The organism is Dickeya dadantii NCPPB 898, from assembly GCF_000406145.1.
GTDB lineage: Bacteria > Pseudomonadota > Gammaproteobacteria > Enterobacterales > Enterobacteriaceae > Dickeya > Dickeya dadantii.
In genome coordinates, this window is record NZ_CM001976.1 from 2,649,067 (window position 1) to 2,674,166 (window position 25,100).

Consider the following 25,100-nt stretch of genomic DNA (forward strand, 5'->3'; position numbering starts at 1 on the left):
GCTCTCTCCTTGTGATCAATACCGGTTCGGGATTACTTCTGGGCGGCCCAGGCGTTGAAGCGCTGCTCCAGCTCTTCGCCGTGATCGATCCAGAACTCGGTATCCACCTGCACCGACTGGGCCAGGTTATCCGGCGCGGTCGGCAGGTTGCGGCTGATCGCCGGGTCCAGCAAGGCGGTGGTTTTACCGTTGGTCGGGCCGTAGGCGATGTTTTCCGCGAACACTTTCTGGTTTTCCGGCTGATTGGCGAACGCGATAAACTGTTCGGCCAGCGCTTTGTGTTTGGAGCCTTTCACAATGGCCCAGCTATCCAGATCGTACAGGCCGTCTTTCCAGACGATATTGATGCCCGGTTTCTCTTTCTGCGCCACCGCCACGCGGCCGTTGTAGGCGGAGGTCATCACCACGTCGCCCGCGACCAGCCATTGCAGCGGCTGCGCGCCGGATTCCCACCACTGGATATTGGATTTGATCTGATCGAGTTTCTTGAACGCACGATCGACGCCGGCCGGGGTCGCCAGCACGCTGTAGACCTCTTCACGCTTCACGCCGTCCGCCAGCAAGGCGATTTCCAGCGTGAACTTGGCGCTTTTACGCAGCGCGCGCTTGCCGGGGAAGTTTTTCACATCCCAGAAATCGGCCCAGCTTTTCGGCGCTTGTTGCAGTTTATTGGCGTTATAGGTCAGTACGGTGGACCAGACAAAGATCCCTGCGCCACATTCGGAAACCGAACCTTTCACGAAATCAGCCTGACTGCCCAGTTTTTTCCAGTCCAGCGGTTCAAACAATCCTTCGTTGCAACCACGCAGCAGTTCCGGACCCTCCACTTCCACCACGTCCCAGCCGACCTGCCCGGTCTGCACCATGGCGCGGATGCGAGCCATTTCACCGTTGTATTCGCCGGCTTCGATGGCCCCCTTGCCTGCCGCCTGGAACGGTTTGTAAAACGCTTTATCCTGCGCGTCCTTGTTGGTGCCGCCAAAGGAAATCACGGTCAAGTTTTCGGCCCATCCCTGGGAAGCCGTAGCAACGAGCAGAGCGGATAATGCAAATTTTTTCAACATGGTCTGGCTCCTGAAAAGAGTAGTCAACGTATGCCCACGTGGGCAAAACCCTTAATTTTTTTTGATGCATAGGCATCAGTTTATAAAGCAGTTTTCATGCCAGTTTCTGTCGTCTGCGTTGAAAACCGCGGGATGGCGCCGTAGAGAAACCACGCTATGCAATGTGCACAACGCCTATACTATTTTTCACGTGATAGCTTGAACTGAATTCGCCTTATTATGGTGCAGCCCGGCAATGAGGCTGCACCATGCTGGCTCGAAAAGCCGGATGAACGCCCTTGTTCATCCGCCGTCAGGCAGCAGGAGTCAGGCTGACGGAGTGAGGTCAACGCAGAGATATTTCATCTCCAGGTATTCCTCGATGCCGAAGCGTGAACCTTCGCGCCCCAGCCCTGATTGTTTTACCCCGCCGAAGGGGGCCACTTCGTTGGAAATGAGGCCGGTGTTGATCCCCACCATGCCGTATTCAAGCGCTTCCGGCACCCGCCACTGCCGAATGGCGTCGCGGGTGTAAACGTAGGCGGCCAGGCCGAACTCGGTATCGTTAGCCATCGCCACCGCCTGCGCCTCATCGTCAAACGGGAACAGCGGCGCCACCGGGCCAAACGTTTCCTCGCGGGCGAAACGCATGTCGCGCGTCACGCCGCCGATCACCGTCGGGGTGAAGAAGGTGCCGCCGAGCGGGTGGCGCGAGCCGCCGGTCAGCAATTCCGCCCCTTTCGACAGCGCATCGTCAATATGCTGCTCGACTTTGCCGACCGCATCTGCGTCGATCAGCGGGCCTTGCATCACGCCGGGCTGGGTGCCGTCGCCCACTTTCAGCTTTTCCACCTCTTCCACCAGCCGGGCGGCCAACGCCGGATAGATACCACGCTGAACATAAATGCGGTTGGCGCAGACGCAGGTCTGCCCGCTATTGCGGAATTTGGATGCCAGAATGCCTTTTATCGCCTGCTCCAGGTCGGCATCGTCAAACACGATGAACGGCGCATTGCCGCCCAGCTCCAGCGACAGCTTTTTCACTGTCGGCGCACATTGCGCCATCAGGATGCGGCCGACTTCGGTGGAACCGGTGAAACTCAGTTTGCGCACTACCGGGCTATCGCACAGGACTTTACCCACCGCCGGCGCGTCGCCGGTCACCACCTGCAACACGCCAGCGGGAATACCGGCCTGTTGCGCCAGTTCCGCCAGCGCCAGCGCGGTAAACGGCGTCTGCTCCGCCGGCTTGACGATCATGGTGCAACCGGCCGCCAGCGCCGGCGCGGCTTTGCGGGTGATCATCGCCGCCGGGAAGTTCCACGGCGTGATCGCGGCGCACACGCCGATACCCTGCTTGATCACCAGCAAACGCTGGCTGGCCTGCGGCGATTGCAGCACGCTGCCTTCCACCCGCTTGGCCTCTTCGGCGAACCACTCGATAAACGAGGTGGCGTAGGCGATTTCACCGCTGGCTTCCGCCAGCGATTTGCCCTGTTCGGCGGTCAGAATGGCCGCCAGATCGTCCTGATTGGCGCGAATCAATTGCGCCCACGCCTGCATCAGCGCCGCACGCTCTTTGCCGGTGCGCTGACGCCACGCGCTCAGCGCCTGTTCGGCGGCGGTAATCGCCTGCTGGGTCTGCTGCGCCGTCACCAGCGGAATGCTTCCCAGCTCAGCGCCGGTCGCAGGGTTGGTCACGCTCAGGCGTTCCCCGTTGAAGCTATCTTGCCATTCACCGCCAATCAGGCATTGTTGACGGAATAACGTTTTATTTTTCAGTTGCATAACTACCCTTTCACTCACTTCTCACTTCGCCAGAACGCTGCTCAGAATCGACAGCGCCTTGCTGAACTGGGTATCCGGAATGGTCAGTGGATACAGGAAACGAATCACGTTGCCGTGCGTGCCGCAGGTCAACAACAGTAACCCCTGTTCCAGCGCCGCCTGCTGGTATTTTTTGGTGATCTCCGCGCTCGGTTTGCCGGTCTGCGGGTCGTTAAACTCCACCGCCACCATGGAGCCGCGGGCGCGAATATCCGCGATCGCCGCATTACCGGCTTTCGCTCTTTCCAGCGCTTCCACCAGTGTAGCGCCCAGACGCTGGGCGCGCTGGCACAGTTGTTCTTCTTCAATCACATCCAGCACCGCCAGCGCCGACGCCACCGCCAGCGGGTTACCGGCATAGGTGCCGCCCAGTCCGCCAGGGCCCGGCGCGTCCATCACCTCGGCGCGGCCTACCACGCCGGAAATAGGGAAACCGCCGCCCAGGCTTTTCGCCATGGTGATCAGGTCCGCTTTATCGTCGTAATACTCCATAGCGAACACTTTGCCGGTACGGGCAAAACCGGTCTGCACTTCATCGGCGATCAATAACATGCCGTACTTGTCGCACAGCTGGCGCACGCCGCTGATGAACTCCGGCGGCGCGACATTGAAGCCGCCTTCGCCCTGAATCGGCTCCAGCAGAATGGCCGCGACCTGATCGGCGGCGATATCGGTGTGCAGCAGGCGGTCAATGCTGTCCAGCGCCTGCTCTACGGTGATGCCATGTTGAGCATTCGGGTACAGCGCATGGAAAATGGACCCGGGGAACGGGCCGAATCCAGTGGAATACGGCGCCACTTTGCCGGTCAGCGTCAGGGTCAACAGCGTACGGCCGTGGAACGCGGCGCCAAAAGCGATCACCCCTGGGCGTTTGGTATACGCGCGGGCAATTTTCACCGCATTTTCAACCGCTTCGGCACCCGTAGTGAAGAAAGCGGTCTTGGCCGGGCCGGCGATCGGCGCCAGCGCGTTCAGGCGTTCCGCCAGCGCCACATAGCTGCCGTACGGGACGATTTGATAAGCGGTATGGGTGAATTTCTCCAGCTGTTCGCGCACCGCCGCCACCAGTTTCGGGTGACGGTGGCCGGTGTTCAGCACCGCAATCCCGGCAGCAAAATCAATATACTCGCGCCCTTCAACATCCCACAGGGTGGCGTTCTCGGCCTTGTCGGCAAAGAAATCGCACATGACGCCCACGCCACGCGGCGTAGCGGCCAAACGACGTTGATTCAATTCGCTGTTACTCATTATTCTGCTCCGATTCGATGAACACACCGCCCGACGGGGGCTGACGATTAACGTTCTGATGTTGCTATTTATCCCCTGCATGGCCCTATAATCCAGAGCCAGTTTTTAATATTTGAAGGATCCACTTTGCGCTCACTACTGACCGATTTGCTGTTGCAGGGGCTGGAACAGCAGCAGGAAGGCACCCTCAACAAGCGGTTGTACGACACTATCCGGCTGGCGATTCTGAGCGGCGATATCGCGCCGGGGCGGCGGCTACCTTCGTCCCGCGACCTGGCGCAGCAGTTGTCGCTGTCGCGCAATACGGTGATCGCCGCCTTTGAACAATTGCTGGCGGAAGGCTATATCGAAACCCGCACCGGCAGCGGCAGTTACGTCACCGAACAGTTGCCGGACACCCACCCGCCGGATGTGCGCGACGATACCCTGTCGCCACTGCGCCCGGCGGTGCAGGAAATCTCCCGGCGCGGCATGCACCTGCTGGGCTACGCCGGTGCGTCGGCGCGTCAGTGGGGAGCCTTTATGCCCGGCATCCCGGATATCGCCAGCTTTCCGCATGACCTGTGGCGGCGGCTGCAAACCCGGCTGTCTCGCCGCCTGAAACCAGAACAACTCTCCTACTCGCCGATCGGCGGCTGCCCGGAACTGCAACAGGCGCTGGTGGACTACCTGCGGGTGGCGCGCTCGGTCACCTGTACCCCGGAACAAATTCTGATTACCGAAGGCACCCATCAGGCGATGGACCTGCTGGCAAAAATGCTGTGCAACCCCGGCGATCTGGCGTGGATTGAAGACCCTTGCTACTGGGGAATGCGCAACGTGTTGACCATCAACGGCTTGCGCGTCGCGCCCATCGAGGTGGATGAGCAAGGCATGGTGCCGCCGGAGGACGTCTCGCCCCAATCGGTGCCGCGGCTGATTTGCGTCACCCCGTCGCACCAGTATCCGCTGGGTGCGGTGATGAGCCTGGCACGCCGCCAGCGCCTGCTGGCACTGGCGCAGGAACACAGCAGTTGGGTTATCGAAGACGATTACGACAGCGAATTCCGTTTTTCCGGCAGCCCCATCCCGGCGCTGCAGGGGCTGCAAACCCAACCGCCGGTGATTTACATCGGCACCTGCAGCAAAACCCTCTATCCGGGATTGCGCGTCAGTTACATGGTGCTGCCGCCGCATCTGGCGCGTGAGCTGAAAACGGCGCACGCCGAGCTATACCGGGGCGGTCACCTGCTGACACAGCTGACGCTGAGTCAGTTCATCCGCGAAGGTCACTACGCCGCCCACATCCGCCGCATGCGCTTGTTGTACGCGCGCCGTCGCGCCCTGCTGAGCGAATTGATCGTGCAGCACCTGGGCGAAGATTACCTTGGCTACAACAGTAACGCCGGTCTGCACCTGATTTTGCGGTTGCCCGACCACATCGACGATGTGGTGTTGAGCGCCCGTATTCTGCAACACGGCGTGATGGTCAAACCGCTGTCCAGTTACTATCTGCGGCCGACGCACCAGCGTGGGCTGCTGCTCGGTTACGCCAGCGTGGACGACGCCGAGATGGTGCCGGCGTTTGAGGTGATTCTTCGCTGTTTAGGCGCGCTGGAAAACGCGCGCGCCTGAATCCCTCGCCTGCTGTTTAACCGCTCACGTGCCGCCAAAACACGCAGCAGAAAAACCGGTGCAACCGATATCCTTCACGCCGGTTTTTCGCCGTAAAACAACGCACAATAGTGGTGCTTTTATTTAACACGCGATCACTATTTTGAGGCAAAGCCGATTTGTCGTACACCTTACTGTTCACTGCTGCTGTTCGCTTTGGCGATTTTACCGTTGTGCAACATGCACAATAAACTACCCGCCAACGGCTAAGCCTCGGCCTGATTTTCCGCTGGCGTAAGATTCTGCATTGTTCTTTTTTGCCCTCAAAATAATAAGAATAACTTCTCAATTAAGCATCAGGCATGACTTATGCATACGTAAGTCATCAACACCGCGCTACGACACGTGAGAGAAGGGAAGAATGAAAACCTACGTTAGCTTCAAAAATATTCAAAAAACCTACGATGGCGATCGTCTGGTGGTCAAAAATCTGAATCTGGATATTCAGGAAGGCGAGTTTCTGACCATGCTGGGCCCGTCCGGCTCCGGCAAAACCACCAGCCTGATGATGCTGGCCGGGTTTGAAACGCCGACGCAGGGTGAAATTCTGCTGCGCGACACCCCACTGCACAACCTGCCGCCCCATCAACGCGGCATTGGTATGGTATTTCAGAACTACGCGCTGTTCCCGCACATGACGGTGGCGGAAAACCTGGCGTTTCCGCTCTCCATCCGCCGTATGAACCGCAGCGATATCAAAGACAAAGTGGATCGGGTGCTGGACCGCGTCAAACTGACCAATCTGGCCGACCGTTACCCGGCGCAGATGTCCGGCGGTCAGCAACAGCGCGTGGCGCTGGCCAGAGCGCTGGTGTTCGAACCGCGTCTGGTGCTAATGGATGAACCGCTGGGCGCGCTGGACAAGCAACTGCGCGAGCACATGCAACTGGAGATCAAGGAACTGCACCGGGCGCTGGAGCTCACCGTGGTGTACGTCACCCACGATCAGAGCGAGGCGATGACCATGTCGGACCGGGTCGCGGTCTTCAACGACGGGATTATTCAGCAGATGGACAGCCCCAGCGACATCTACGAACGTCCGCAGAATGCCTTCGTGGCGCAGTTTATCGGCGAAAACAACACGCTGATTGGCACTCAGTCCGGCGGCGACGGCGACTACTATCAGGCCCAGTTGGATGACGGCACCACATTACGCGCGCTGAAAGTCCGCCCCAGCTCACCAGGCAGAAAAATCCACCTGTGCATTCGCCCGGAACGGGTAAAGGTCAACGCCAGCATGCTGCCGGACGGCGCACAGCAAGTCAGCGCTCGCATCCAGCAGTTTATCTATCTCGGCGATCATGTACGCATGATGACCGAGGTCGCCGGTCAACCGCAGTTTATGGTGAAACTGCCGGCCAGCGACGTTAACCCGGACTGGCAAATCGGCAGCGAAATCAAGTTGTCCTGGCAGCCGGAACACCTGCGCGCGCTGGATGCCGTCACTACGCATTGATCAGTCACTACGCATTGATCAGTCACTACGCATTGATATTGATGATGGCGACAGACGTTGCCACCGGTTAAGCCGGCGTCAATAATAGAGGGCTAACGCTTGCTGCCCGACGCCATGCCGACGCTGGCACGGGTAGCCGCCGGCGTTAGGTTTAACCGCCGTCCGCTACAGACAGGACGCACTACACGGAGCCTTTATATGCCACATGTTGCCATCAAGTATTTTCCCCGCAATCTGCCGGAAACCGTCAAACAGGATTTGGCAAACGAGATCAGTGAATTACTCAAGAAGTATATGAACGCGGAAGACAAGTCGATCTCGGTGGCCTTAACCGAAGTCGCGCCGGAAAGCTGGAAAGAGGCGGTTTACGACATCGAAATCGGGCCGGAGCTGGATAATCTCACCAAAAAGCCGGGCTACACGCTGTAACGACAACGCCTGAAGCAGGTTATCGGCGCTCAAAGGCGGAACAGTGTGATCACCGATCGCTGTGCCCTGAATAATCTGTGTTGCCCCGTCAAAGACAAGGCTCATGACGAGCCTTGTAACACAACTGCCCTATCTGTGATTCGCCGCGCCACGGCTTCGTTATTGCTCGTTCTGCGCCATGAAAGCGGCCTTCCACATTGTTTAGCATTTCCATCAGTCTGTTCAGTTAGTCGCTCCTGACCCCATGGATTCCCCCGGTGAATCTTATGGGCCAGGGACGTCTGCAACCATTGCGGATCTGACCGTACGCCAGACCATGAATATGGCTCATGTTGTAGTGAAATTAAGTCTCTTTCACTCATCCACTAACTCTGGCATAAAATATGCTAAATTAACTTATTGACAACATGAAGACTGCTGAATGAGAAATAAACAAATCATTTAAAATCAACAAATTAAATCAGTTTTCATATCAAAATTTAGGATGCAAAGATCGCGATGAATAAAGATTTTACATTTACGATTAAGAGCAGTTGCTTCGATGAAAATTACAACCCCTCCGAAAATACGCGTATCACTACCAACTTTGCTAATTTGGCCAGAGGGACGAACCGCCAGGAGAACTTGCGCAACACGTTAGTGATGATTGACAATCGTTTCAATACATTGGCGTATTGGGATAACCCCAAAGGTGACCGTTATTCTGTCGAACTTGAAATCATTTCCGTTGAGATAAATATTGCTGTCGAAGGCAATAACGATACCTTCCCTGTGATTGAAATATTGAAAACGAATATTGTTGATAAAAAAACTAACCAACGCATTGAAGGCATTGTAGGGAATAACTTTTCCTCTTACGTGCGAGATTATGATTTTAGCGTAATACTCCCTGAGCACAATAAGCATCGCACCGAATTTAGCACGCCAGATAATTTTGGCGATTTGCATGGGAAAATATTCAAACATTTCACAAATTCAGGTGATTACAAAAAACACTTTAACAAACAGCCTGTTATATGCCTAAGTGTTTCAAGTAAAAACACCTACCATCGCACTGGAAATCAGCATCCTGTATTGGGCGTCGAATACCAGCAAAATGACGCTTCCTTGACCGATCATTATTTCGAAAAAATGGGGTTACAGGTTCGCTACTTTATGCCTGCAAATAGCGTTGCACCTTTGGCTTTTTATTTTTCTGGTGATTTACTGAGTGATTACACTAATCTTGAGCTTATCAGTACCATCAGTACGATGGAGACTTTCCAAAAGATTTATCGACCTGAGATTTACAATGCTAACTCTGCAGCAGGACAATACTATCAACCCAACCTGAATCATCAGGATCATTCATTAACAAAAATTGTTTATGATCGGGAAGAACGCAGTCAGTTGGCTATTGAGCAAGGAAAGTTTACTGAAGAGCATTTCATCAAACCCTACAAAAATATTCTTGAACAATGGTCTGCTCACTACGCGCTTTGATTCACCAAAAAATATAAGGTCACCTGCTATGAAAACATTGCTACCCACCTCGACTGCCGGCAGTTTGCCCAAACCGTCCTGGCTCGCAGAGCCTGAGAAACTGTGGTCCCCCTGGAAATTACAAAACGAAGAGTTAATTGAGGGGAAAAAAGATGCCCTGAGTTTGTCGCTGTTTGATCAACTGCGTGCAGGTATTGATATTGTCAGCGATGGCGAACAAACGCGCCAACACTTTGTCACCACGTTTATTGAGCACCTTAGCGGCGTGGATTTTGAGAAACGTGAAGTCGTTAAAATTCGTAATCGCTATGACGCAAGCGTACCGACCGTTGTCGGAGCGGTGGCGCGCCAAAAACCCGTTTTTGTCGAAGATGCCAAATTCTTACGTCAACTCACCAGGCAACCTATTAAATGGGCTCTGCCGGGGCCGATGACGATGATCGATACGCTCTATGATAACCACTATAAAAGCCGCGAAAAACTGGCCTGGGAATTCGCCAAAATTCTCAATCAGGAAGCGAAAGAGTTAGAAGCTGCGGGTGTGGATATTATTCAGTTTGATGAACCCGCGTTTAATGTTTTCTTTGATGAAGTGAATGATTGGGGTATCGCCACGTTAGAAAGAGCGATTGAAGGGCTGAAATGTGAGACGGCGGTACATATCTGCTACGGATATGGCATCAAAGCCAACACCGACTGGAAAAAGACGCTGGGGTCAGAGTGGCGGCAATATGAAGAAGCGTTTCCCAAACTGCAAACATCCAATATCGATATCATCTCGCTGGAATGCCATAACTCGCGTGTTCCCATGGATCTGCTTGAACTGATTCGCGGTAAAAAAGTGATGGTCGGGGCCATTGACGTGGCAACCAATACCGTCGAGACACCAGAAGAAGTCGCCGATACGCTACGAAAAGCACTTCAGTTTGTCGATGCCGACAAGCTCTACCCGTCGACTAACTGTGGCATGGCCCCCTTATCTCGTCGGGTAGCCACAGGCAAGCTCAATGCGTTAAGTGCAGGCGCAGAAATCATCCGCAGAGAACTCTCGGCTAAATAACATCGCCCAATAATAGATCATTTAAACAAAACTCAGTCCGTGCGGCGATCTGATCAATCGCCAAATCACCTAAACCGCCAGCCGGACTGAGCGATTTAGTTGGACCTACTCTATGATCTCGTAACGGTGTCGTGGTCTTACCAACACCCTAGCAGTGAACGACATCAACCCGGCCCCTCACTTCCTGCCGCCAGCAGCGGTACCAGCACGTCGCTGATGGGCGTAGGAATACCCTGTGAACGACCACGACGCTGTACTATGCCGTTGCGGATATCCCATTCCAGCGGGCGGTTAGCCTGGCGGTCGGCGAGAATAGAGGTGCCTAAATCCGCAGGGGCACGCTGAAAACCGTCAACGATCTCCTGCGGAACGTTATCGCTCAGTACCGCACCTTCCGCACGTGCTACCGTCAGACACTCGCGCAGATAAGCCAGCGCCAGTTCCGTTATATCCCCGCGTGAGAACATCCCGGCACGGCGATTAGCCAGAACCATCAGACCAGCGGCCGCATTCTGCAGCAGTTTGCGCCAGGCGATGGAGACAAAATCGGATGACAACTCCACCGTGCAACGTGTACCACTGAGCGCATCTGCTACCCATTTTGCCTGCGGCACATCCGGCAGCGTCAGGCGCGGTTTCGCACGCAACCAGACAGACGCATCTGGCTCGCGCTGTGCCGGGAACCACACTACCGAAGGCAGCACCGTTGCGCCGTTGACCCAGGGTTCCAACTGAGTTTTCTGTTCTACGCCGTTTTGCAGCGCACACACCACGGTGTTTTCATCGCACAGCGCGGCCAGCCAGTCGGCACTGTCTGCGACCTGGGTGATTTTCACCGCGACAAACACCAGATCGAACGGATGGCTGATAGCCGCCGGATTGCTCAATACCGGACCAGGCACCACAGTTTCACCGTCATCGTGACGCAGAATTAATTGCGAATGCGCGGTGCGTCCGCAAAGGACCGGCGTACGGTCAACTTCATGCAGTGCAGCAGCGATGGTAGTGCCGATAGCGCCCGGCCCCAGAAGAGCCATCGTGGGATGGTCAGACATCTTGTGTTCTCCTGATTTGATTAGCCCATCATCAGTGTGCCGGCGGCAATCACCACCTACGCCAGCATTTTCTCAGCGTTAACGTCTCGCCGGGAAACCGATCACCCAATACCGCGGCAAACCTGGTGTCTTAGACCATACCATTATTCCCATGACGTAAAAATGCTGGTCGCTGATTCAAGCGCGCAAACCACGCGTCAATGGCAGGGACGTCGGGGTGAGGAAACGGTGTCATTTTCCAGCGATTCACCGACAGCCCAAGCACCACATCCGCCAGCGTAAACCTCTCGCCTGCCGCCCATGCCCCGGTGAGCTGGAGTTGTTGTTCAAGAATACCAATACAGTGGTTCCACTCTTTAATGCCAGCGGCAATCGCGTTTTGATCGTTATAGGCCGGGTTCTTGCGCGCCAGAGCCGGGAAGACATAACGCCAGGCGTTGTTAAATTCGGTCGCCTGCCAGTCCATCCAATGCTCGACGTTAGCGCACGCCTGCGGCTCGTTGGGGAGCAGGTCATCGCGCCCGGCTTTGCGCACCAGATAGCGGCAAATCGAATTGGATTCCCACAGCACGAATTCATCGTCAATCAACACGGGCACCATCGCGTTCGGGTTCATGGCGCGAAATGCATCGGTTTCCGTCGATGCAAATCCGCTACCGTAATCTTCCTGAACATAGTCCAGCCCCGCTTCTTCGCAGGTCCAGAGCACTTTGCGCACATTTATTGACGTCGTTTTGCCAAGTATTTTGAGCATACTTCGAATGTCCTTCCGCGTGATTAATCGTTTAAAAACAATACACCAGCTTAATATCTTCTTACTACTGGCAGCAGCGCACTGGACACACAGAATGCACTAACGTCCTCGACATCAAAAAACAGTTTGACGGCAGCCTGGACGCGCTTCATGCCCCTACCAGCGTTCTCTGTTGGCACTTTGCTGCGTATTTAGCTATAAATCAGAATACATCTGGTTGCTATATCACTCAAAACAGACGCTCATGAGGGTACTGTAATGAAGCAGACTCACTCCATTCCTGAAATCTACAACCCTGATGTTCCATACGGTGCAAAATGTGAAATTATGGATCAACTGTGCCAGGCGTTGGCGAGACATAAAGGAATGGAGCGCTTCGAACTGCGTGATTACCTGTTGGAGAGGATCCACGTGGATTTCGAAAATCTGGAGAATAATCCTGTAGGGATGCTTCTGCTGTATGAATACCTCCACAGCCAGCGTCCGGGAGTCTGCATCCGTTCTACGGAAAAACAGCTCAATTGATCCTCGCATGTCACGTAGACATTTAATATATAAGTATGACGGCACATCGTTGTCGTGACCTAACGCGCCAATATCCCTTCTGACAGCGGCAAATCCAAAAGATGGGGCGTGTCTGCTGTGAGCAAGGAGCGGACTTTTACGGTAATTGATAATTCAAAGCAGCCTGTTGCATCTACAACAGGCTGCGGTAAGCAACTATTAGGCAAGACGCTTCAATAAGCAGATTACCCAATATAATCATAAACTACAGACGATCTATTAATTACACGGGTTCATCATTGCAATGGCTGGTATAGAAAGTCACGCCATTACCATCAGGGTCCTGCATTGAGAAATAATGATGTCCATGCAGCGAACCTTCCGCAATTTCCAGAGGGGAATACCCTCGTTCAATCAATCCATTTCGAAAAGTTTCGAGGTCTGACTTGGAGTGGCCTGCAATCATCAGGTCAATTTTTTCAGATATAAAATCAGGGCGCTGGCCTACACGGCTGGCATGGAGGGGAGCAGTCAGAGGATCGCTTTTTGTTGTTAATAACAGATGCGTACCGCCGCGTAGTTCGACGATAGCCATTCCCGGAAATTTGTCTAATCCGCGGAGACCTAAACCCCGATAAAAATCATAGCTTAACTCAATGTCTTTCACTTTCATGACATAATGCGCGAGGGCTGCAGATGGTAAAGATTTTTCCATTTCAATGCCTTACTGTATTCAGATTAATAAATGCAAGTGCAATATTGTCGTGTCAACATTGCAATGTTAATGTGACTGAGTAGTCGAAAATGATTATGCGACTGTTCAGTCGAAAAAGACAAGGGGAAGTTGTGACACGTAAAAAAGAGATCGACAGAGAACAAGTTTTAGATGCGGCCGAAAGCATCATTCTTGAATCTGGCGGCAGATTATTTACTCTTGATGCTGTAGCGGAGCGCGCGGGTATCAGTAAAGGCGGGCTTGTTTATACCTTTTCCTCTAAGGATGGTCTGATCTATGCAGCACTGGAAAGAGAAGTTGCACGTTTCCAAAAAGCAGTACGCCAGCGTCTCCTAACAACCCCGGTTGGGCCGATCGAATTAGTTCTCGCTCATCTTGAGGAAGCTCTTGGAGAGGAAGACGCTTCAACTCAAATGGCAGCTTTTCTTATTACCGCTCTTGTCCATGCGCCTGGTATGCTGGAGCCGGTACGAAAACTGTACAGTTCACTTCTCGTACCTCTTCGTTCAGTTAGCGATGAGTATGCTGAAGTAAGGCACGCACTCCTTGCCGTTGAAGGTATTTTTCTGCTGCGCGGGCTTGGGTTCGCAGATATTTCTGCAGACGAGATAAAATCCGTCCTGCTGTATGCACGTAAAATCGTGCTTTCAGCGTTAGATCAATCCACAAAGAATCTCATGCCAGATAAAGAATGAGCGAAGCCAGCTCGCTGTTTATTGACCCTCAAGGAGAGTCAGCTTGTACGCTTCTGGCACTTAGCCGGCCATTAGACATAATTACACCAAAAATAATATCCAACTAAATTAATTACAGGCCAGTACAATACCTCTGATTGATAAAACAACCCACAATTCCACTATAGACCGTTATAAAAAAAGCCCCCAACCATCAGGCCAGGGGCTTTTTAATACCATCCAAATCACAATCAGAACGCGGCGGAGAAAATCTCGACGATTTCGGCGTGAGTCACTTTTTCGGGGTGATCAGACCTCTGGCATCTTTTAATATATTTACCACCAGCAAGAAGCTATCTCTTCTGAGATACCGTTTATTTTTCCACCCGTTTTCTTAATTGTTCGGCGAGTTCCGACACCAGGCATTCTCCGGTTGCCGCCTTAATGGTGAGTTCTTCCAGCGAATTGTCGTTATCAACAATCAATATGCCATTGCGGCGTAAAAATATCATGGTAACAAAAAAAGCGGTGCGTTTATTGTCATCATTAAAAATATGACCACGAGCAATGGTTACCCAATACGTCGCCGCCAGCTCAAACAATTCGGTCACACCTTCATAATAAAGACGGTTTTGCACCCGATAAATCAACGCCTCAGCCCGACCAGGATCAGCCATACCCGCTACCCCGGGCAACACCTGCAAAATACGATCATGAAAGTCGATGACGTCCTGTGCACTCACCCATTTCATCTGTCAGCAAGCGCTTTGATGGTGTGTCCGTGGCGCTGCATGATGAAATCAAATTCGGCGTCTAATCTGGCTTTCTGATAAGCCTCAAACTCTGCTTTGGGGATGAGTACAGTCGAGGTGCCGTCCCGACGCTTAATCTCTACCGGCTCACCGCTGGCTGCTGTATCAATGACCGTCGCAATGTTTTGCCGGGCTTCAGTAATGGTATAAGTCTTCATGGCACCCCCTTGAAATGTACATTTCAAGTGTACATCTGATTAGTAAAATAGACCACCAGCTATGCCGCGTTAATGCGACGTTATAAAAAAAGCCCCCAACCATCAGGCCGGGGGCTTTTCAATACCATTCAAATCACCGTCAGAACGCGGCGGCGAAAATCTCGACGATTTCGGCGTGAGTGGCTTTTTTCGGGTTGGTCAGACCGCAGGCGTCTTTCAGCGCGTTGTCCGCCAGAATGCTGAAGTCTTCTTCTTTCACGCCCAGATCTTTCAATCCGGCCGGGATACCGACATCGTGCGCCATCTGGCTGATCGCTGCGATCGCCGCATCAGCCGCCTGCCGATCGCTCAGCCCGGCGACATCCACACCCAGCGCTACCGCAACGTCTTTCAGACGTGGCGCGGCGACGGCGGCGTTGTAGCGTTCAACGTGCGGCAGCAGCACCGCGTTGCACACCCCGTGCGGCAGGTTATAGAAGCCGCCCAACTGGTGCGCCATCGCATGAACATACCCCAGCGATGCGTTGTTGAACGCCATGCCGGCCATAAACTGGGCGTAAGCCATCTGCTCGCGCGCCACCATGTTTTTGCCGTCTTTGACCGCATCACGCAGATGGTCGCGGATCAACTCAATCGCTTTAATCGCCACCGCATCGGTAATCGGGTTAGCGGCGGTCGACACATAGGCCTCAATGGCGTGGGTTAAGGCGTCCATCCCGGTGGCGGCGGTCAGCGAGGCCGGCATGCCGACCATCAGGACCGGGTCGTTGACGGACATCACCGGCGTCACGTTTTTATCCACGATCGCCATTTTCACATGCCGCACTTCATCGGTAATGATGCAGAAACGGGTCATTTCAGACGCGGTGCCCGCCGTGGTGTTGATGCCGATCAGCGGCAACTGCGGCTTGGCGGAAACATCCACGCCTTCATAGTCGGCAATCTCGCCGCCGTTGGTCGCCAGCAGAGCGATCCCTTTGGCGCAGTCGTGGGAAGACCCACCGCCCAGCGACACCACGCAATCGCTGTGGTTCGCCTTCAGAATCTTCAGACCGGCATCCACGTTGGCGACGGTCGGGTTCGGCTGCACGCCATCATAAATGGCGCTGTCGATCTGGTACTTTTTCAGCAGTTGCTGCACGGAGGCGGCGACGCCGATTTTGTTCAGCACGCCGTCAGTCACGATCAAGGCATGTTTGAAACCCTGCAACTGAATCTGCCTGGCCGCTTCCTCTAACGCACCCTCACCCATCAGGTTTAAAGCCGGAATATAAAATGCGCTGCTCATAGATCACCATCCATTTATTACAGAGTCTTAACTTACAGCCATCCTAGCATTGACATTTGCCGCTAAAATTGACCAAAAACAAACTTCACCCACTCTTCGCTAAAAGGCTGAACCGTTTTTTCTTAGGGATATCATGCATAAATGAAAAAACCGCACCGCACAAATAAACAATTATTTTACTTTTGAACCGATATAAAACCGGCGTAACGCCGCGGGCGGTATTTTCGTTGTAAACAAGCGGGTCAATCTGCCGTTATTACATAGATTACGGCCTGAAAAGGTGTTACATCGGCGCATCGCGCCAGACCAAACCGTATCAGTATTAGTGAACGGATACAGGCTGTCGTATCATGACCACTCGGGGCTTTTAATGTCGACAATACCCATGACGAATGAGATCACATTTAAGGTGATCGGCGATATCAGCACGGCCAGCGCCTGTAGCGCTGCGCTGGTGGTACTCGTCGATCCGTACGGAAAAATCCTGCTGCAATTGCGGGATACAGATAAAGACATTCCCTACCCCGGTTACTGGTCGCTGTTCGGCGGCGGACTTGAAGGTGAAGAGACGCCCGCTCAGGCGGCGGTGCGTGAATTAAATGAAGAGATCGGTATCACCCTTGACGATCGGGATCTGACGCCGCTGATCGTCACGCTGTCGGATGACAGTAAAAACGCCCGGATTTATATCTTCTCCCTGACCACGACGCTGACGCCGGGCGATATCGTCCTGCAGGAAGGCTCCGGGTTCGCCTTCTTCACCCGGGAACAAATCGCGCACCTGCCGGTTGTGCCCTACGTCATGCGCGCTCTGAACCTGCTCTGGCGCAACACGCACTGATTCTCCCGCCGAAAATGACAACGCGATACGCCGGAGCGTATCGCGTTAACCATACCGAATACCGTGCGGCGTTAGTGCCGGTTTCTGACCAATTGATAACGACGGGTCAGATACTCAACCGGCGCGCTCCAGATATGCACCAGCCGGCAGAATGGGAACAGCAGGAACAGCGTCATCCCCAGCACCAGATGCAGGCGGAAAATCAGCGCCACGCCATCCAGATACGCCGAGGCGCCGCCGCGGAACGTCACTACCGCCTGCGCCCAATTCACCAGCTTCATCATCTCGCTGCCGTCCATGTGTTGCGCGGAAAACGGGATGGTCAGCAGCCCCAGCGCCGCCTGAATCACCAGCAGCGACATGATCAGGATGTCACCGGTGGTCGATGTGGCGCGCACTCGTGGATTCGTCAGCCGACGTTTCAGCAACAGCACGCCGCCCACCAGCGTCAGCACGCCGCACGTCCCGCCGCCGATCATCGCCATCTTCTGTTTTATTTCCAGCGGCAGGAACGACTCGTACATCCAGTGCGGCGTCATCATGCCCAAAAAATGGCCGCCCAACACCCCCAGAATACCGATGTGGAACAGGTTTGAGGCCAGCCGCATGCCTTTCTTATCCAGCATCTGGCTGGAGCTGGCGCGCCAGCTGTACTGACCGTAGTCGTAGCGTAACCAACTGCCGATCAGAAATACCGCGCCGGCGATGTAAGGGTAGATATCAAACAAAAACAGATTGAGGTAATGCATCAGCAATCTCCTTTGACCGGTGAAGCGTCAAGGTTCAGGTAGTGCGGCGCCACCGCGTCGACGAAACGACGCTGGTGACCAGTCTGTTGCGCCGGGGCGCAGCCCGCGTCGGCCAGAAAGCGGACCTGCTCTTCTTCCCACACCGCATCCAGCGCCTGCGGCGTGTCATCGCGCGCTTCTTCCGCCACCTTCGCCGCCACGGATTCACGCGCGGGTTCGAACTCTGCCAGCGTCAGCAACAAATCCGGCAACAAGGCATACTCGCTGTCGCGCTGGCGTAAGCGTTCCGCCAGCAGCGTCAGGATCGGCGCGATGTCACGCAGCCCATCACGCGCCGCCTGCGGATCGCGCAGCGTCAAATACTCCAGATACAGCGGCAGGAAATCCGGCAGCTCGCGGCAATCCAGCTCCAGCCCGACCTCACGGTACTGCGCCAGCAAATCCACCATCGCCTGACCACGGTCGCGCGACTCGCCGTGCACATGTTCAAACAGCAGCAGCGACAGCGCGCGGCCGCGATCGAACAGTTCGCTGTAGCGCGCCTGCCGGTCCAGCAGGTCGCCCTGATAAAAGTCGGCGATGAATTGCAACAGTTGCGCGCTCTGCCGTAGAGGCAGCTCGTCGGCCTGCTCCAACGCCTCCAGCATCGCCTGCTGTTGCTGCCACAACTCCGCATCCGGATATTCCAGCAGCCGGGCGATAACGCGAAGACTGATCATGACTGGTTCTCCTGCATCCGCCGGTTGCTCATGGTCTGGGTTTTGCTGGTGACGTCGATAGCGTCGATACGGCGGCTGTTGAACAGGTTGAACGATGAATCGCTACCGTGGCAGCCGTCGCCGAAACTGAAGCCGCAGCCATGCGCTTCCGGGAAAGCTTCACGCGCCAGTTCCCGATGGCTGGACGGCACCACAAAGCGATCCTCATAGTTGGCGATCGCCAGATAGCGGTACATTTCTTCAGCCTGCGCCGGTGTCAGCCCAACCTGCTCCAGCGCGCTGACATCGGTAACCTGCTCCACCGTCTGCGCCCGCTTGTAATGGCGCATCGCCAGCATACGCCGTAACGCACGCAGCACCGGGCGGGTGTCGCCCGCGGTCAGCAGATTAGCCAGATACTGTACCGGGATACGCAGGCTCTCCACGTCCGGCAATACGCCGCTGTGCGCCAGCTGGCCCGCATCGGCGGCGGACTGAATCGGCGACAACGGCGGCACGTACCACACCATCGGCAACGTGCGGTATTCCGGATGCAACGGCAGCGCCAACTGCCATTCCACCGCCAGCTTGTACACCGGCGACTGCTGCGCCGCTTCAATCACGCTGAGCGGAATGCCGTCGCGTTGCGCCTGCGCGATCACCTCGGGGTCGTTCGGGTCGAGGAAAATATCCAGTTGGCGACCGTACAGATCGGTTTCGCTTTCTGCCGATGCCGCCTGCTCGATACGGTCGGCATCGTAAAGCAGGACGCCCAGATAGCGGATACGCCCGACGCAGGTTTCCGAGCACAGCGTCGGCATGCCGGATTCGATACGCGGATAGCAGAAAATGCATTTTTCCGACTTGCCGCTCTTCCAGTTGAAATAGATTTTCTTGTACGGGCAGCCGGTCAGGCACATGCGCCAGCCGCGGCATTTATCCTGATCGATCAGCACAATGCCGTCTTCCGCCCGTTTGTAGATAGCGCCGCTCGGACAGGTGGCGACACAGGCCGGGTTGAGGCAGTGTTCGCACAGTCTGGGCAGGTACATCATGAAGGTGTTTTCGAACTGCCCGTACATCGCCGTCTGCATGTCGTCGAAGTTCTTATCCTTCGACCGCTTGCTGAACTCGCCGCCCAGATCGTCTTCCCAGTTAGGGCCGTTTTCGATCTTTTCCATGCGCTGGCCGGTGATCAACGAACGCGGGCGCGCCACCGGCTGGTGCCGGCTTTCGCCGGCGCGTTGCAGATGGGCGTAGTCGTAGTCGAACGGCTCGTAATAATCATCCAGCGCCGGGACGTCCGGGTTGGCGAAAATCTTCGACAGCACCCCGACGCGGTTGCCCATGCGCGGCACCAGTCGTCCGTTGATTTTGCGGATCCAGCCGCCCTTCCATTTTTCCTGATCTTCCCAGGCATGCGGATAGCCGGTGCCGGGCTTGGTTTCCACGTTGTTGAACCAGGCGTATTCCATCCCTTCGCGGCTGGTCCAGACATTCTTACAGGTCACCGAACAGGTATGGCAGCCAATGCATTTATCCAGATTCAGCACCATGCCGACTTGTGAACGAATTTTCATCGGGCTTTCTCCTGCAGATGAGGTTGCACATGGGAAGACAGGTCGTCATGGCTGTCCTCATCCAGCCAGTCGATACGGTTCATCTTGCGGACCACCACGAATTCATCGCGGTTGGAGCCGACGGTGCCGTAATAGTTAAAGCCATACGCCAGTTGGGCATAACCGCCAATCATGTGGGTCGGTTTCGGGCAAACGCGCGTGACCGAGTTGTGGATGCCGCCGCGCTGGCCGGTGACTTCCGAACCGGGCAGGTTCACCAGTCGTTCCTGCGCGTGGTACATCATGGTCATGCCGGACGGAATACGCTGGCTGACCACGGCTCGCGCGGTCAGCGCGCCGTTGGCGTTAAACACTTCCACCCAATCGTTGTCGGCGATGTTCAGCTCGCGGGCATCGTCTTCACTCAGCCAGACAATCGGCCCGCCGCGTCCCAAGGTCAGCATCAGCAGGTTTTCGCTGTAGGTGGAGTGGATACCCCACTTCTGATGCGGCGTCAGGAAGTTGAGCGCTTTTTCCGGGTTGCCGTTGGGCTTTTTATTCAGCAGCGGCTGCGCGGCGCGGGTATCCACCGGCGGACGATACACCAGCAGGCTCTCGCCGAAGGCGCGCATCCACTCGTGATCCTGATACAGTTGCTGGCGACCGGAAATCGTGCGCCACGGAATCAGTTCATGCACGTTGGTGTAACAGGCGTTATAAGACACATGCTCGTCTTCCAGACCAGACCAGGTCGGGCTGGAAATGATTTTGCGCGGCTGCGCCTGAATATCCCGGAAGCGGATTTTCTCCTCCTCTTTCGGGTGCGCCAGATGGGTGTGATCGCGCCCGGTGACCTTGCTCAGCGCTTCCCAGGCTTTTACCGCTACCTGGCCGTTGGTTTCCGGCGCCAGCGACAGGATCACCTCGGCGGCGTCTATCGCACTGTCGATTCTCGGGCGGCCGGCGGCCGGGCCGTCTTCCTGCACCCGGTTCAGACGCTTGAGGAAATCGACTTCGTTTTGGGTATTCCAGCTGATGCCTTTACCGCCGTTGCCCAGCTTATCCAGCAACGGGCCCAGCGAGGTAAAGCGGCTATACAGGTTCGGGTAGTCGCGTTCCACCGTCATGATGTGAGGCGCGGTTTTGCCCGGAATTAGGTCGCACTCGCCTTTTTTCCAGTCTTTGACGCCCAGCGGCTGCGCCATTTCGGCCGCCGAATCATGTTGGATCGGCAGCGTCACTACGTCGGTTTCCACCCCCAGATGCCCCTGACAGACGCGGGAGAAGGTTTTCGCCAGTCCTTTATAGATTTCCCAGTCGGTTTTCGACTCCCAGGCCGGGTCAACCGCCGCCGACAGCGGGTGGATGAACGGATGCATGTCCGAGGTGTTCATGTCGTCCTTTTCATACCAGGTGGCGGTCGGCAGCACGATGTCGGAGTAGAGACAGGTGCTGGACATACGGAAATCGAGCGTGACCACCAGATCCAGCTTGCCTTCGCCGCCCTGCGCGCGCCATTCCACCTCTTCCGGCGTCACGCCGCCCTGCTGACCCAAATCCTGCCCCTGAATACCGTGCTCGGTGCCCAGCAGGTACTTGAGCATGTACTCATGCCCTTTACCGGAGGAACCCAGCAGGTTGGAACGCCAGATAAACAGGTTGCGCGGGAAGTTTTGCGGGTTGTCCGGTTGCTCGGCGGCAAAACGCAGACGGCCGGCTTTCAGTTCCGCCACGGTGTAATCCTGCGGCGACATCCCGGCGGCGGCGGCCTGTTCGGCGATACGCAACGGGTTTGCACCCAGCTGCGGCGCCGACGGCAACCAGCCCATGCGCTCGGCGCGCACGTTGAAATCGATCAGGCTGCCGCTGAAACGGGAGCTGTCCGCCAGCGGCGACAGCAGTTCCTGCGGCGCGATGGTTTCGTAGCGCCACTGGCTGGAGTGGTTGTAGAAGAACGAGGTGCTGTTCATATGGCGCGGCGGACGCTGCCAGTCCAGCCCGAACGCCAGCGGCAGCCAGCCGGTTTGCGGACGCAGTTTCTCCTGGCCGACATAATGCGCCCAGCCGCCGCCGCTCTGCCCGACACAACCGCAGAAGATCAGCATATTGATAATGCCGCGGTAGTTCATGTCGAGATGATACCAGTGGTTCATGCCCGCGCCGACGATAATCATCGAACGGCCGTGGGTCTTGTCGGCGTTATCGGCGAACTCACGGGCGATACGGATAATGTTCTGGCGCGACACGCCGGTAATCTGCTCCGCCCACGCCGGGCTGTACGCTTTCACCTGATCGTAGTCGGTCGCGCACTGCGCATCGTCCAGACCGCGATCCACACCGTAGTTGGCAAGCGTCAGGTCATAAACGCTGGTAACCAGCGCCTGCTGACCATCGGCCAGCGTCAGGCGTTTGACCGGCAACCGATGCAGCAGCACCTCGTCCAGCGCGACGCTGGCGAAGTTTTCACTGGATGCGCCGCCAAAATACGGGAAGCCGACGGACACCACCTCGTCGTGGTGACCCAGCAGGCTCAGTTGCAGATTGACGTCGCGCTGGGCGCTGCCTTCGCGCTGTTCCAGGTTCCATTTGCCCTGCTCGCCCCAGCGATAACCGATGGAGCCTTGCGGCGCGACCAGTTCGCCGGTGGGTTCGTCAATGGCGATGGTTTTCCATTCCGGGTTGTTCTCCTGCCCCAGTTTTCCCACCAGATCGGCGGCGCGCAGCAAACGCCCGGCGGCGTAGCTGCCGTCCGCGCGCGCTTCCAGCAGCACCAACATCGGCATGTCGGTATAGCGGCGCACGTAATCGGTGAAGTACTGGCGCGGCTGTTTGAGATGAAATTCGTTGAGGATCACGTGGCCCATCGCCAGCGCCAGCGCACTGTCGGTGCCCTGTTTCGGATTCAGCCACTGATCGCACAGCTTGGCGATTTCCGCATAATCCGGGGTGATGGCGACGGTTTTGGTGCCTTTATAGCGCACTTCTGCGAAGAAGTGGGCGTCTGGGGTGCGGGTCTGCGGTACGTTGGAACCCCAGGCGATAATGTACGATGAGTTATACCAGTCGGCCGATTCCGGCACGTCGGTTTGCTCGCCCCAGGTTTGCGGCGACGCGGGAGGCAAATCGCAATACCAGTCGTAAAAACTGAGGCATACCCCGCCCAGCAGCGACAGGTAACGGGCGCCGGCAGCGTAGGACACCATCGACATGGCCGGAATCGGCGAAAAGCCAATGACCCGGTCCGGGCCGAAGGTTTTGGCGGTATACACGTTGGCGGCGGCGATCAGTTCATTCACCTCCTGCCAGTCGGCGCGCACAAAACCGCCGCGCCCGCGTACCTGTTTGTATTCCTGCGTTTTGCTCGCGTCGCCGACAATCGACGCCCAGGCATCTACCGGGTCGGCATGATGCTGACGCGCCTCGCGCCACAGCTTCATCAAGCGTTTACGCACCATCGGGTATTTCAACCGATTGGCGCTGTAGAGATACCAGGAATAGCTGGCGCCGCGCGGGCAACCGCGCGGTTCGTGATTCGGCAGGTCCGGCCGGGTGCGAGGGTAATCGGTTTGCTGCGTCTCCCAGGTGACCAGCCCGTTTTTGACGTAAATCTTCCAGCTGCACGAACCGGTACAGTTGACGCCATGCGTCGAACGCACCACCTTGTCATGTTGCCAGCGGCTGCGATAGCCGTCTTCCCAGTCACGGTTGGTATTCAATGTCTGGCCGTGATCGCCGGAAAACGGCTCGGCCAACTGTTTGAAATAACGTAACCGGTCAAGAAATTTGCTCATCCGGACTCTCCTGCTGCGGAACCTGACGGTTCCTGTCGTTATGAAGTACACGTGGGTTTTGCTCACTGAGGCGTAGGGTAGCCAGCCGGATAAGTGTCAGAATTGACAGCGATCAAGCCAGCCCGGGCCGGTTGACGCGGGAAACAGCGGAGATACCACCAAAGGATTACCCGAGAAAAACAAGATAATGAACTGATAAAAAAGGAAATTTATTGATGCGTAACGTTCAGGTAAGACCATACTCACCCCCGGTGACTATTTGGAGGTAGTAGGTCGTATCAGGCGACCGAAACCGGTGTTATCCCTGCCGCCCGACCTGCGATTGTTGTTAGCCGTATAGCGGTAGATCCTGCGCCAGAAAATCCAGTAACGTGCGGAGCGTGGCGGGCATATGCCGCCGCGACACATAGCAGGCGTAAATACCCAGCGCCTGGGTCTGGTAGTCGGGCAGCAGCGGCGTCAGTTCCCCGGCCTCCAGCCCGGCTCGCGCGACAAACTCCGGCAAACAGGCGACGCCTTCGCCGGCTCGCGCCGCATTCAACAGCACCAGCGTATCGTTAGCGATAACGCGCCCCGCCACCATCACCCGGTGCGGTGCTCCGTTTTCCCGGTGCGTGAAAAACCACTCCCTGCCGAGGCGCGTGTGATTGAGGCAATCGTGCCGTATCAGGTCATTCGGCGTGACCGGGTGTGCATGGCGGGCCAGATAGTCCGGCGCGGCGCACACCACCGACGCGCAGTGGCCCAGCGGTTTGGCGATCAGGTTGTGATCGGGCGTGTTAGTGACGTCTACCGACAGATCAATGCGTTCTTCCACCAGCTTGATGGCGCGATCCGTTAATATCAATTCCGTGGTGGTATGCGGGTAACGGGCGCGATAGCGGCTCAGTGCCGGCGATAGATAGAACTGCCCAAACGACACGCTGCTCGCGATACGAATCACCCCGTGCGGCTCGGTGTCGCCGTGGCCGGAAAGCGCCGCCATGTCCTCCGACAACGCCAGAATCTGGCGGCAGCGCACCAGCATGTCGTTACCGGCGCTGGTCAGCCCCAGACTGCGGGTCGAACGGTGCAGCAGCCGCACGCCCAGCCAGTGCTCCAGCGAGGCAATGTAACGGGTGGCCATCGAACGTGACATATCCAGTTTGTTCGCCGCCGCCGTCAGGCTGCCCAGGTCCGCCACATCCACAAACACCTGCATGGCGATAAGACGATCCATAGCGCTCCTGTTGACCGATATATGCAACAAACTATGGCCTATTTTAGGGTTTATTCGCTCACAT

At 56.0% G+C, this 25,100-nt stretch carries 22 protein-coding genes; 8 read left to right on the forward strand and 14 right to left on the reverse strand.

Annotated elements, in window-relative coordinates; genetic code table 11:
• Positions 1-32 precede the first annotated feature (32 nt).
• The 3 genes from DDA898_RS12115 to DDA898_RS12125 form a co-directional block, all read right to left on the reverse strand.
• On the reverse strand, positions 33-1,064 hold the full coding sequence (locus DDA898_RS12115; RefSeq protein WP_050570261.1) for an ABC transporter substrate-binding protein: 1,032 nt from the start codon (positions 1,062-1,064) through the stop codon (positions 33-35).
• Positions 1,065-1,370: 306 nt separating this feature from the next.
• Positions 1,371-2,831 (reverse strand): NAD-dependent succinate-semialdehyde dehydrogenase, encoded by a 1,461-nt coding sequence (locus tag DDA898_RS12120; protein WP_038911302.1) that lies wholly within the window; start codon positions 2,829-2,831, stop codon positions 1,371-1,373.
• Positions 2,832-2,852: 21 nt separating this feature from the next.
• Entirely contained in the window at positions 2,853-4,118 is a 1,266-nt protein-coding gene (locus tag DDA898_RS12125; protein WP_013318165.1) for a 4-aminobutyrate--2-oxoglutarate transaminase, read from the reverse strand.
• A gap of 126 nt (positions 4,119-4,244) precedes the next feature.
• Here DDA898_RS12125 and pdxR point away from each other — a divergent pair, with 126 nt between their 5' ends.
• The 5 genes from pdxR to DDA898_RS12150 all read left to right on the forward strand — a co-directional run bounded on the left by pdxR (position 4,245) and on the right by DDA898_RS12150 (position 10,198).
• Positions 4,245-5,732 (forward strand): MocR-like pyridoxine biosynthesis transcription factor PdxR, encoded by a 1,488-nt coding sequence (pdxR, locus tag DDA898_RS12130; RefSeq protein ID WP_013318166.1) that lies wholly within the window; start codon positions 4,245-4,247, stop codon positions 5,730-5,732.
• Positions 5,733-6,132: 400 nt separating this feature from the next.
• Positions 6,133-7,227 carry an ABC transporter ATP-binding protein gene (locus DDA898_RS12135; RefSeq protein ID WP_038911303.1) on the forward strand — a complete coding sequence of 365 codons (1,095 nt, stop codon included), beginning with the start codon at positions 6,133-6,135 and terminating at the stop codon, positions 7,225-7,227.
• Between the two features lie 198 nt (positions 7,228-7,425).
• The gene (gene pptA / locus DDA898_RS12140; RefSeq protein WP_013318169.1) at positions 7,426-7,656 is read left to right on the forward strand and encodes a tautomerase PptA; all 231 of its coding nucleotides are present in this window, start codon (positions 7,426-7,428) and stop codon (positions 7,654-7,656) included.
• A 498-nt stretch (positions 7,657-8,154) separates the two neighbouring features.
• Positions 8,155-9,138, forward strand: coding sequence for a DUF1852 domain-containing protein (locus DDA898_RS12145; protein WP_038911304.1), 984 nt, complete (start codon positions 8,155-8,157; stop codon positions 9,136-9,138).
• A 28-nt stretch (positions 9,139-9,166) separates the two neighbouring features.
• On the forward strand, positions 9,167-10,198 hold the full coding sequence (locus tag DDA898_RS12150) for a methionine synthase (RefSeq protein ID WP_033111894.1): 1,032 nt from the start codon (positions 9,167-9,169) through the stop codon (positions 10,196-10,198).
• 164 nt (positions 10,199-10,362) lie between these two features.
• Here DDA898_RS12150 and DDA898_RS12155 read toward each other — a convergent pair whose 3' ends face one another.
• Positions 10,363-11,253, reverse strand: a complete 891-nt coding sequence (locus DDA898_RS12155; RefSeq protein ID WP_038911305.1) for an oxidoreductase — start codon at positions 11,251-11,253, stop codon at positions 10,363-10,365.
• 130 nt (positions 11,254-11,383) lie between these two features.
• The gene (locus DDA898_RS12160; RefSeq protein ID WP_038911306.1) at positions 11,384-12,007 is read right to left on the reverse strand and encodes a glutathione S-transferase family protein; all 624 of its coding nucleotides are present in this window, start codon (positions 12,005-12,007) and stop codon (positions 11,384-11,386) included.
• Positions 12,008-12,265: 258 nt separating this feature from the next.
• Between DDA898_RS12160 and DDA898_RS12165 the strand changes: the two genes are divergently transcribed.
• Positions 12,266-12,532, forward strand: a complete 267-nt coding sequence (locus DDA898_RS12165) for a hypothetical protein (protein WP_022633797.1) — start codon at positions 12,266-12,268, stop codon at positions 12,530-12,532.
• 262 nt (positions 12,533-12,794) lie between these two features.
• Here DDA898_RS12165 and DDA898_RS12170 read toward each other — a convergent pair whose 3' ends face one another.
• Positions 12,795-13,226, reverse strand: coding sequence for a VOC family protein (locus DDA898_RS12170; protein WP_038911307.1), 432 nt, complete (start codon positions 13,224-13,226; stop codon positions 12,795-12,797).
• 131 nt (positions 13,227-13,357) lie between these two features.
• Between DDA898_RS12170 and DDA898_RS12175 the strand changes: the two genes are divergently transcribed.
• Positions 13,358-13,942 (forward strand): TetR/AcrR family transcriptional regulator, encoded by a 585-nt coding sequence (locus tag DDA898_RS12175; protein ID WP_038902688.1) that lies wholly within the window; start codon positions 13,358-13,360, stop codon positions 13,940-13,942.
• 353 nt (positions 13,943-14,295) lie between these two features.
• Here the strand turns inward: DDA898_RS12175 and DDA898_RS12180 are convergent, their stop codons facing one another.
• The 3 genes from DDA898_RS12180 to yiaY all read right to left on the reverse strand — a co-directional run bounded on the left by DDA898_RS12180 (position 14,296) and on the right by yiaY (position 16,179).
• The gene (locus tag DDA898_RS12180; protein WP_038911308.1) at positions 14,296-14,673 is read right to left on the reverse strand and encodes a type II toxin-antitoxin system death-on-curing family toxin; all 378 of its coding nucleotides are present in this window, start codon (positions 14,671-14,673) and stop codon (positions 14,296-14,298) included.
• Complete coding sequence (locus DDA898_RS12185; RefSeq protein ID WP_038911309.1) at positions 14,670-14,891, reverse strand: type II toxin-antitoxin system Phd/YefM family antitoxin; 222 nt, start codon at positions 14,889-14,891, stop codon at positions 14,670-14,672. The genes DDA898_RS12180 and DDA898_RS12185 overlap by 4 nt, the downstream gene beginning before the upstream one ends.
• Before the next feature lie 139 nt (positions 14,892-15,030).
• The gene (yiaY, locus tag DDA898_RS12190; RefSeq protein WP_038901367.1) at positions 15,031-16,179 is read right to left on the reverse strand and encodes an L-threonine dehydrogenase; all 1,149 of its coding nucleotides are present in this window, start codon (positions 16,177-16,179) and stop codon (positions 15,031-15,033) included.
• Between the two features lie 385 nt (positions 16,180-16,564).
• Here yiaY and DDA898_RS21790 point away from each other — a divergent pair, with 385 nt between their 5' ends.
• Positions 16,565-17,020, forward strand: a complete 456-nt coding sequence (locus DDA898_RS21790) for an NUDIX hydrolase (protein WP_042318387.1) — start codon at positions 16,565-16,567, stop codon at positions 17,018-17,020.
• A gap of 71 nt (positions 17,021-17,091) precedes the next feature.
• Here DDA898_RS21790 and narI read toward each other — a convergent pair whose 3' ends face one another.
• The 5 genes from narI to DDA898_RS12220 form a co-directional block, all read right to left on the reverse strand.
• Positions 17,092-17,769: a respiratory nitrate reductase subunit gamma gene (gene narI / locus DDA898_RS12200; protein WP_038901368.1), complete on the reverse strand. Its 678-nt coding sequence runs from the start codon at positions 17,767-17,769 to the stop codon at positions 17,092-17,094.
• Positions 17,769-18,488 (reverse strand): nitrate reductase molybdenum cofactor assembly chaperone, encoded by a 720-nt coding sequence (gene narJ / locus DDA898_RS12205; protein ID WP_013318182.1) that lies wholly within the window; start codon positions 18,486-18,488, stop codon positions 17,769-17,771. Before narJ ends, narI begins: the two co-directional genes overlap by 1 nt.
• Entirely contained in the window at positions 18,485-20,047 is a 1,563-nt protein-coding gene (narH, locus tag DDA898_RS12210) for a nitrate reductase subunit beta (protein ID WP_013318183.1), read from the reverse strand. The genes narJ and narH overlap by 4 nt, the downstream gene beginning before the upstream one ends.
• Entirely contained in the window at positions 20,044-23,817 is a 3,774-nt protein-coding gene (locus tag DDA898_RS12215; protein WP_038911310.1) for a nitrate reductase subunit alpha, read from the reverse strand. The genes narH and DDA898_RS12215 overlap by 4 nt, the downstream gene beginning before the upstream one ends.
• Positions 23,818-24,145: 328 nt before the next feature.
• A complete protein-coding gene (locus tag DDA898_RS12220; RefSeq protein ID WP_038911311.1) occupies positions 24,146-25,036 on the reverse strand; it encodes a LysR family transcriptional regulator in 891 nt (296 codons plus the stop codon).
• Positions 25,037-25,100: the final 64 nt, after the last annotated feature.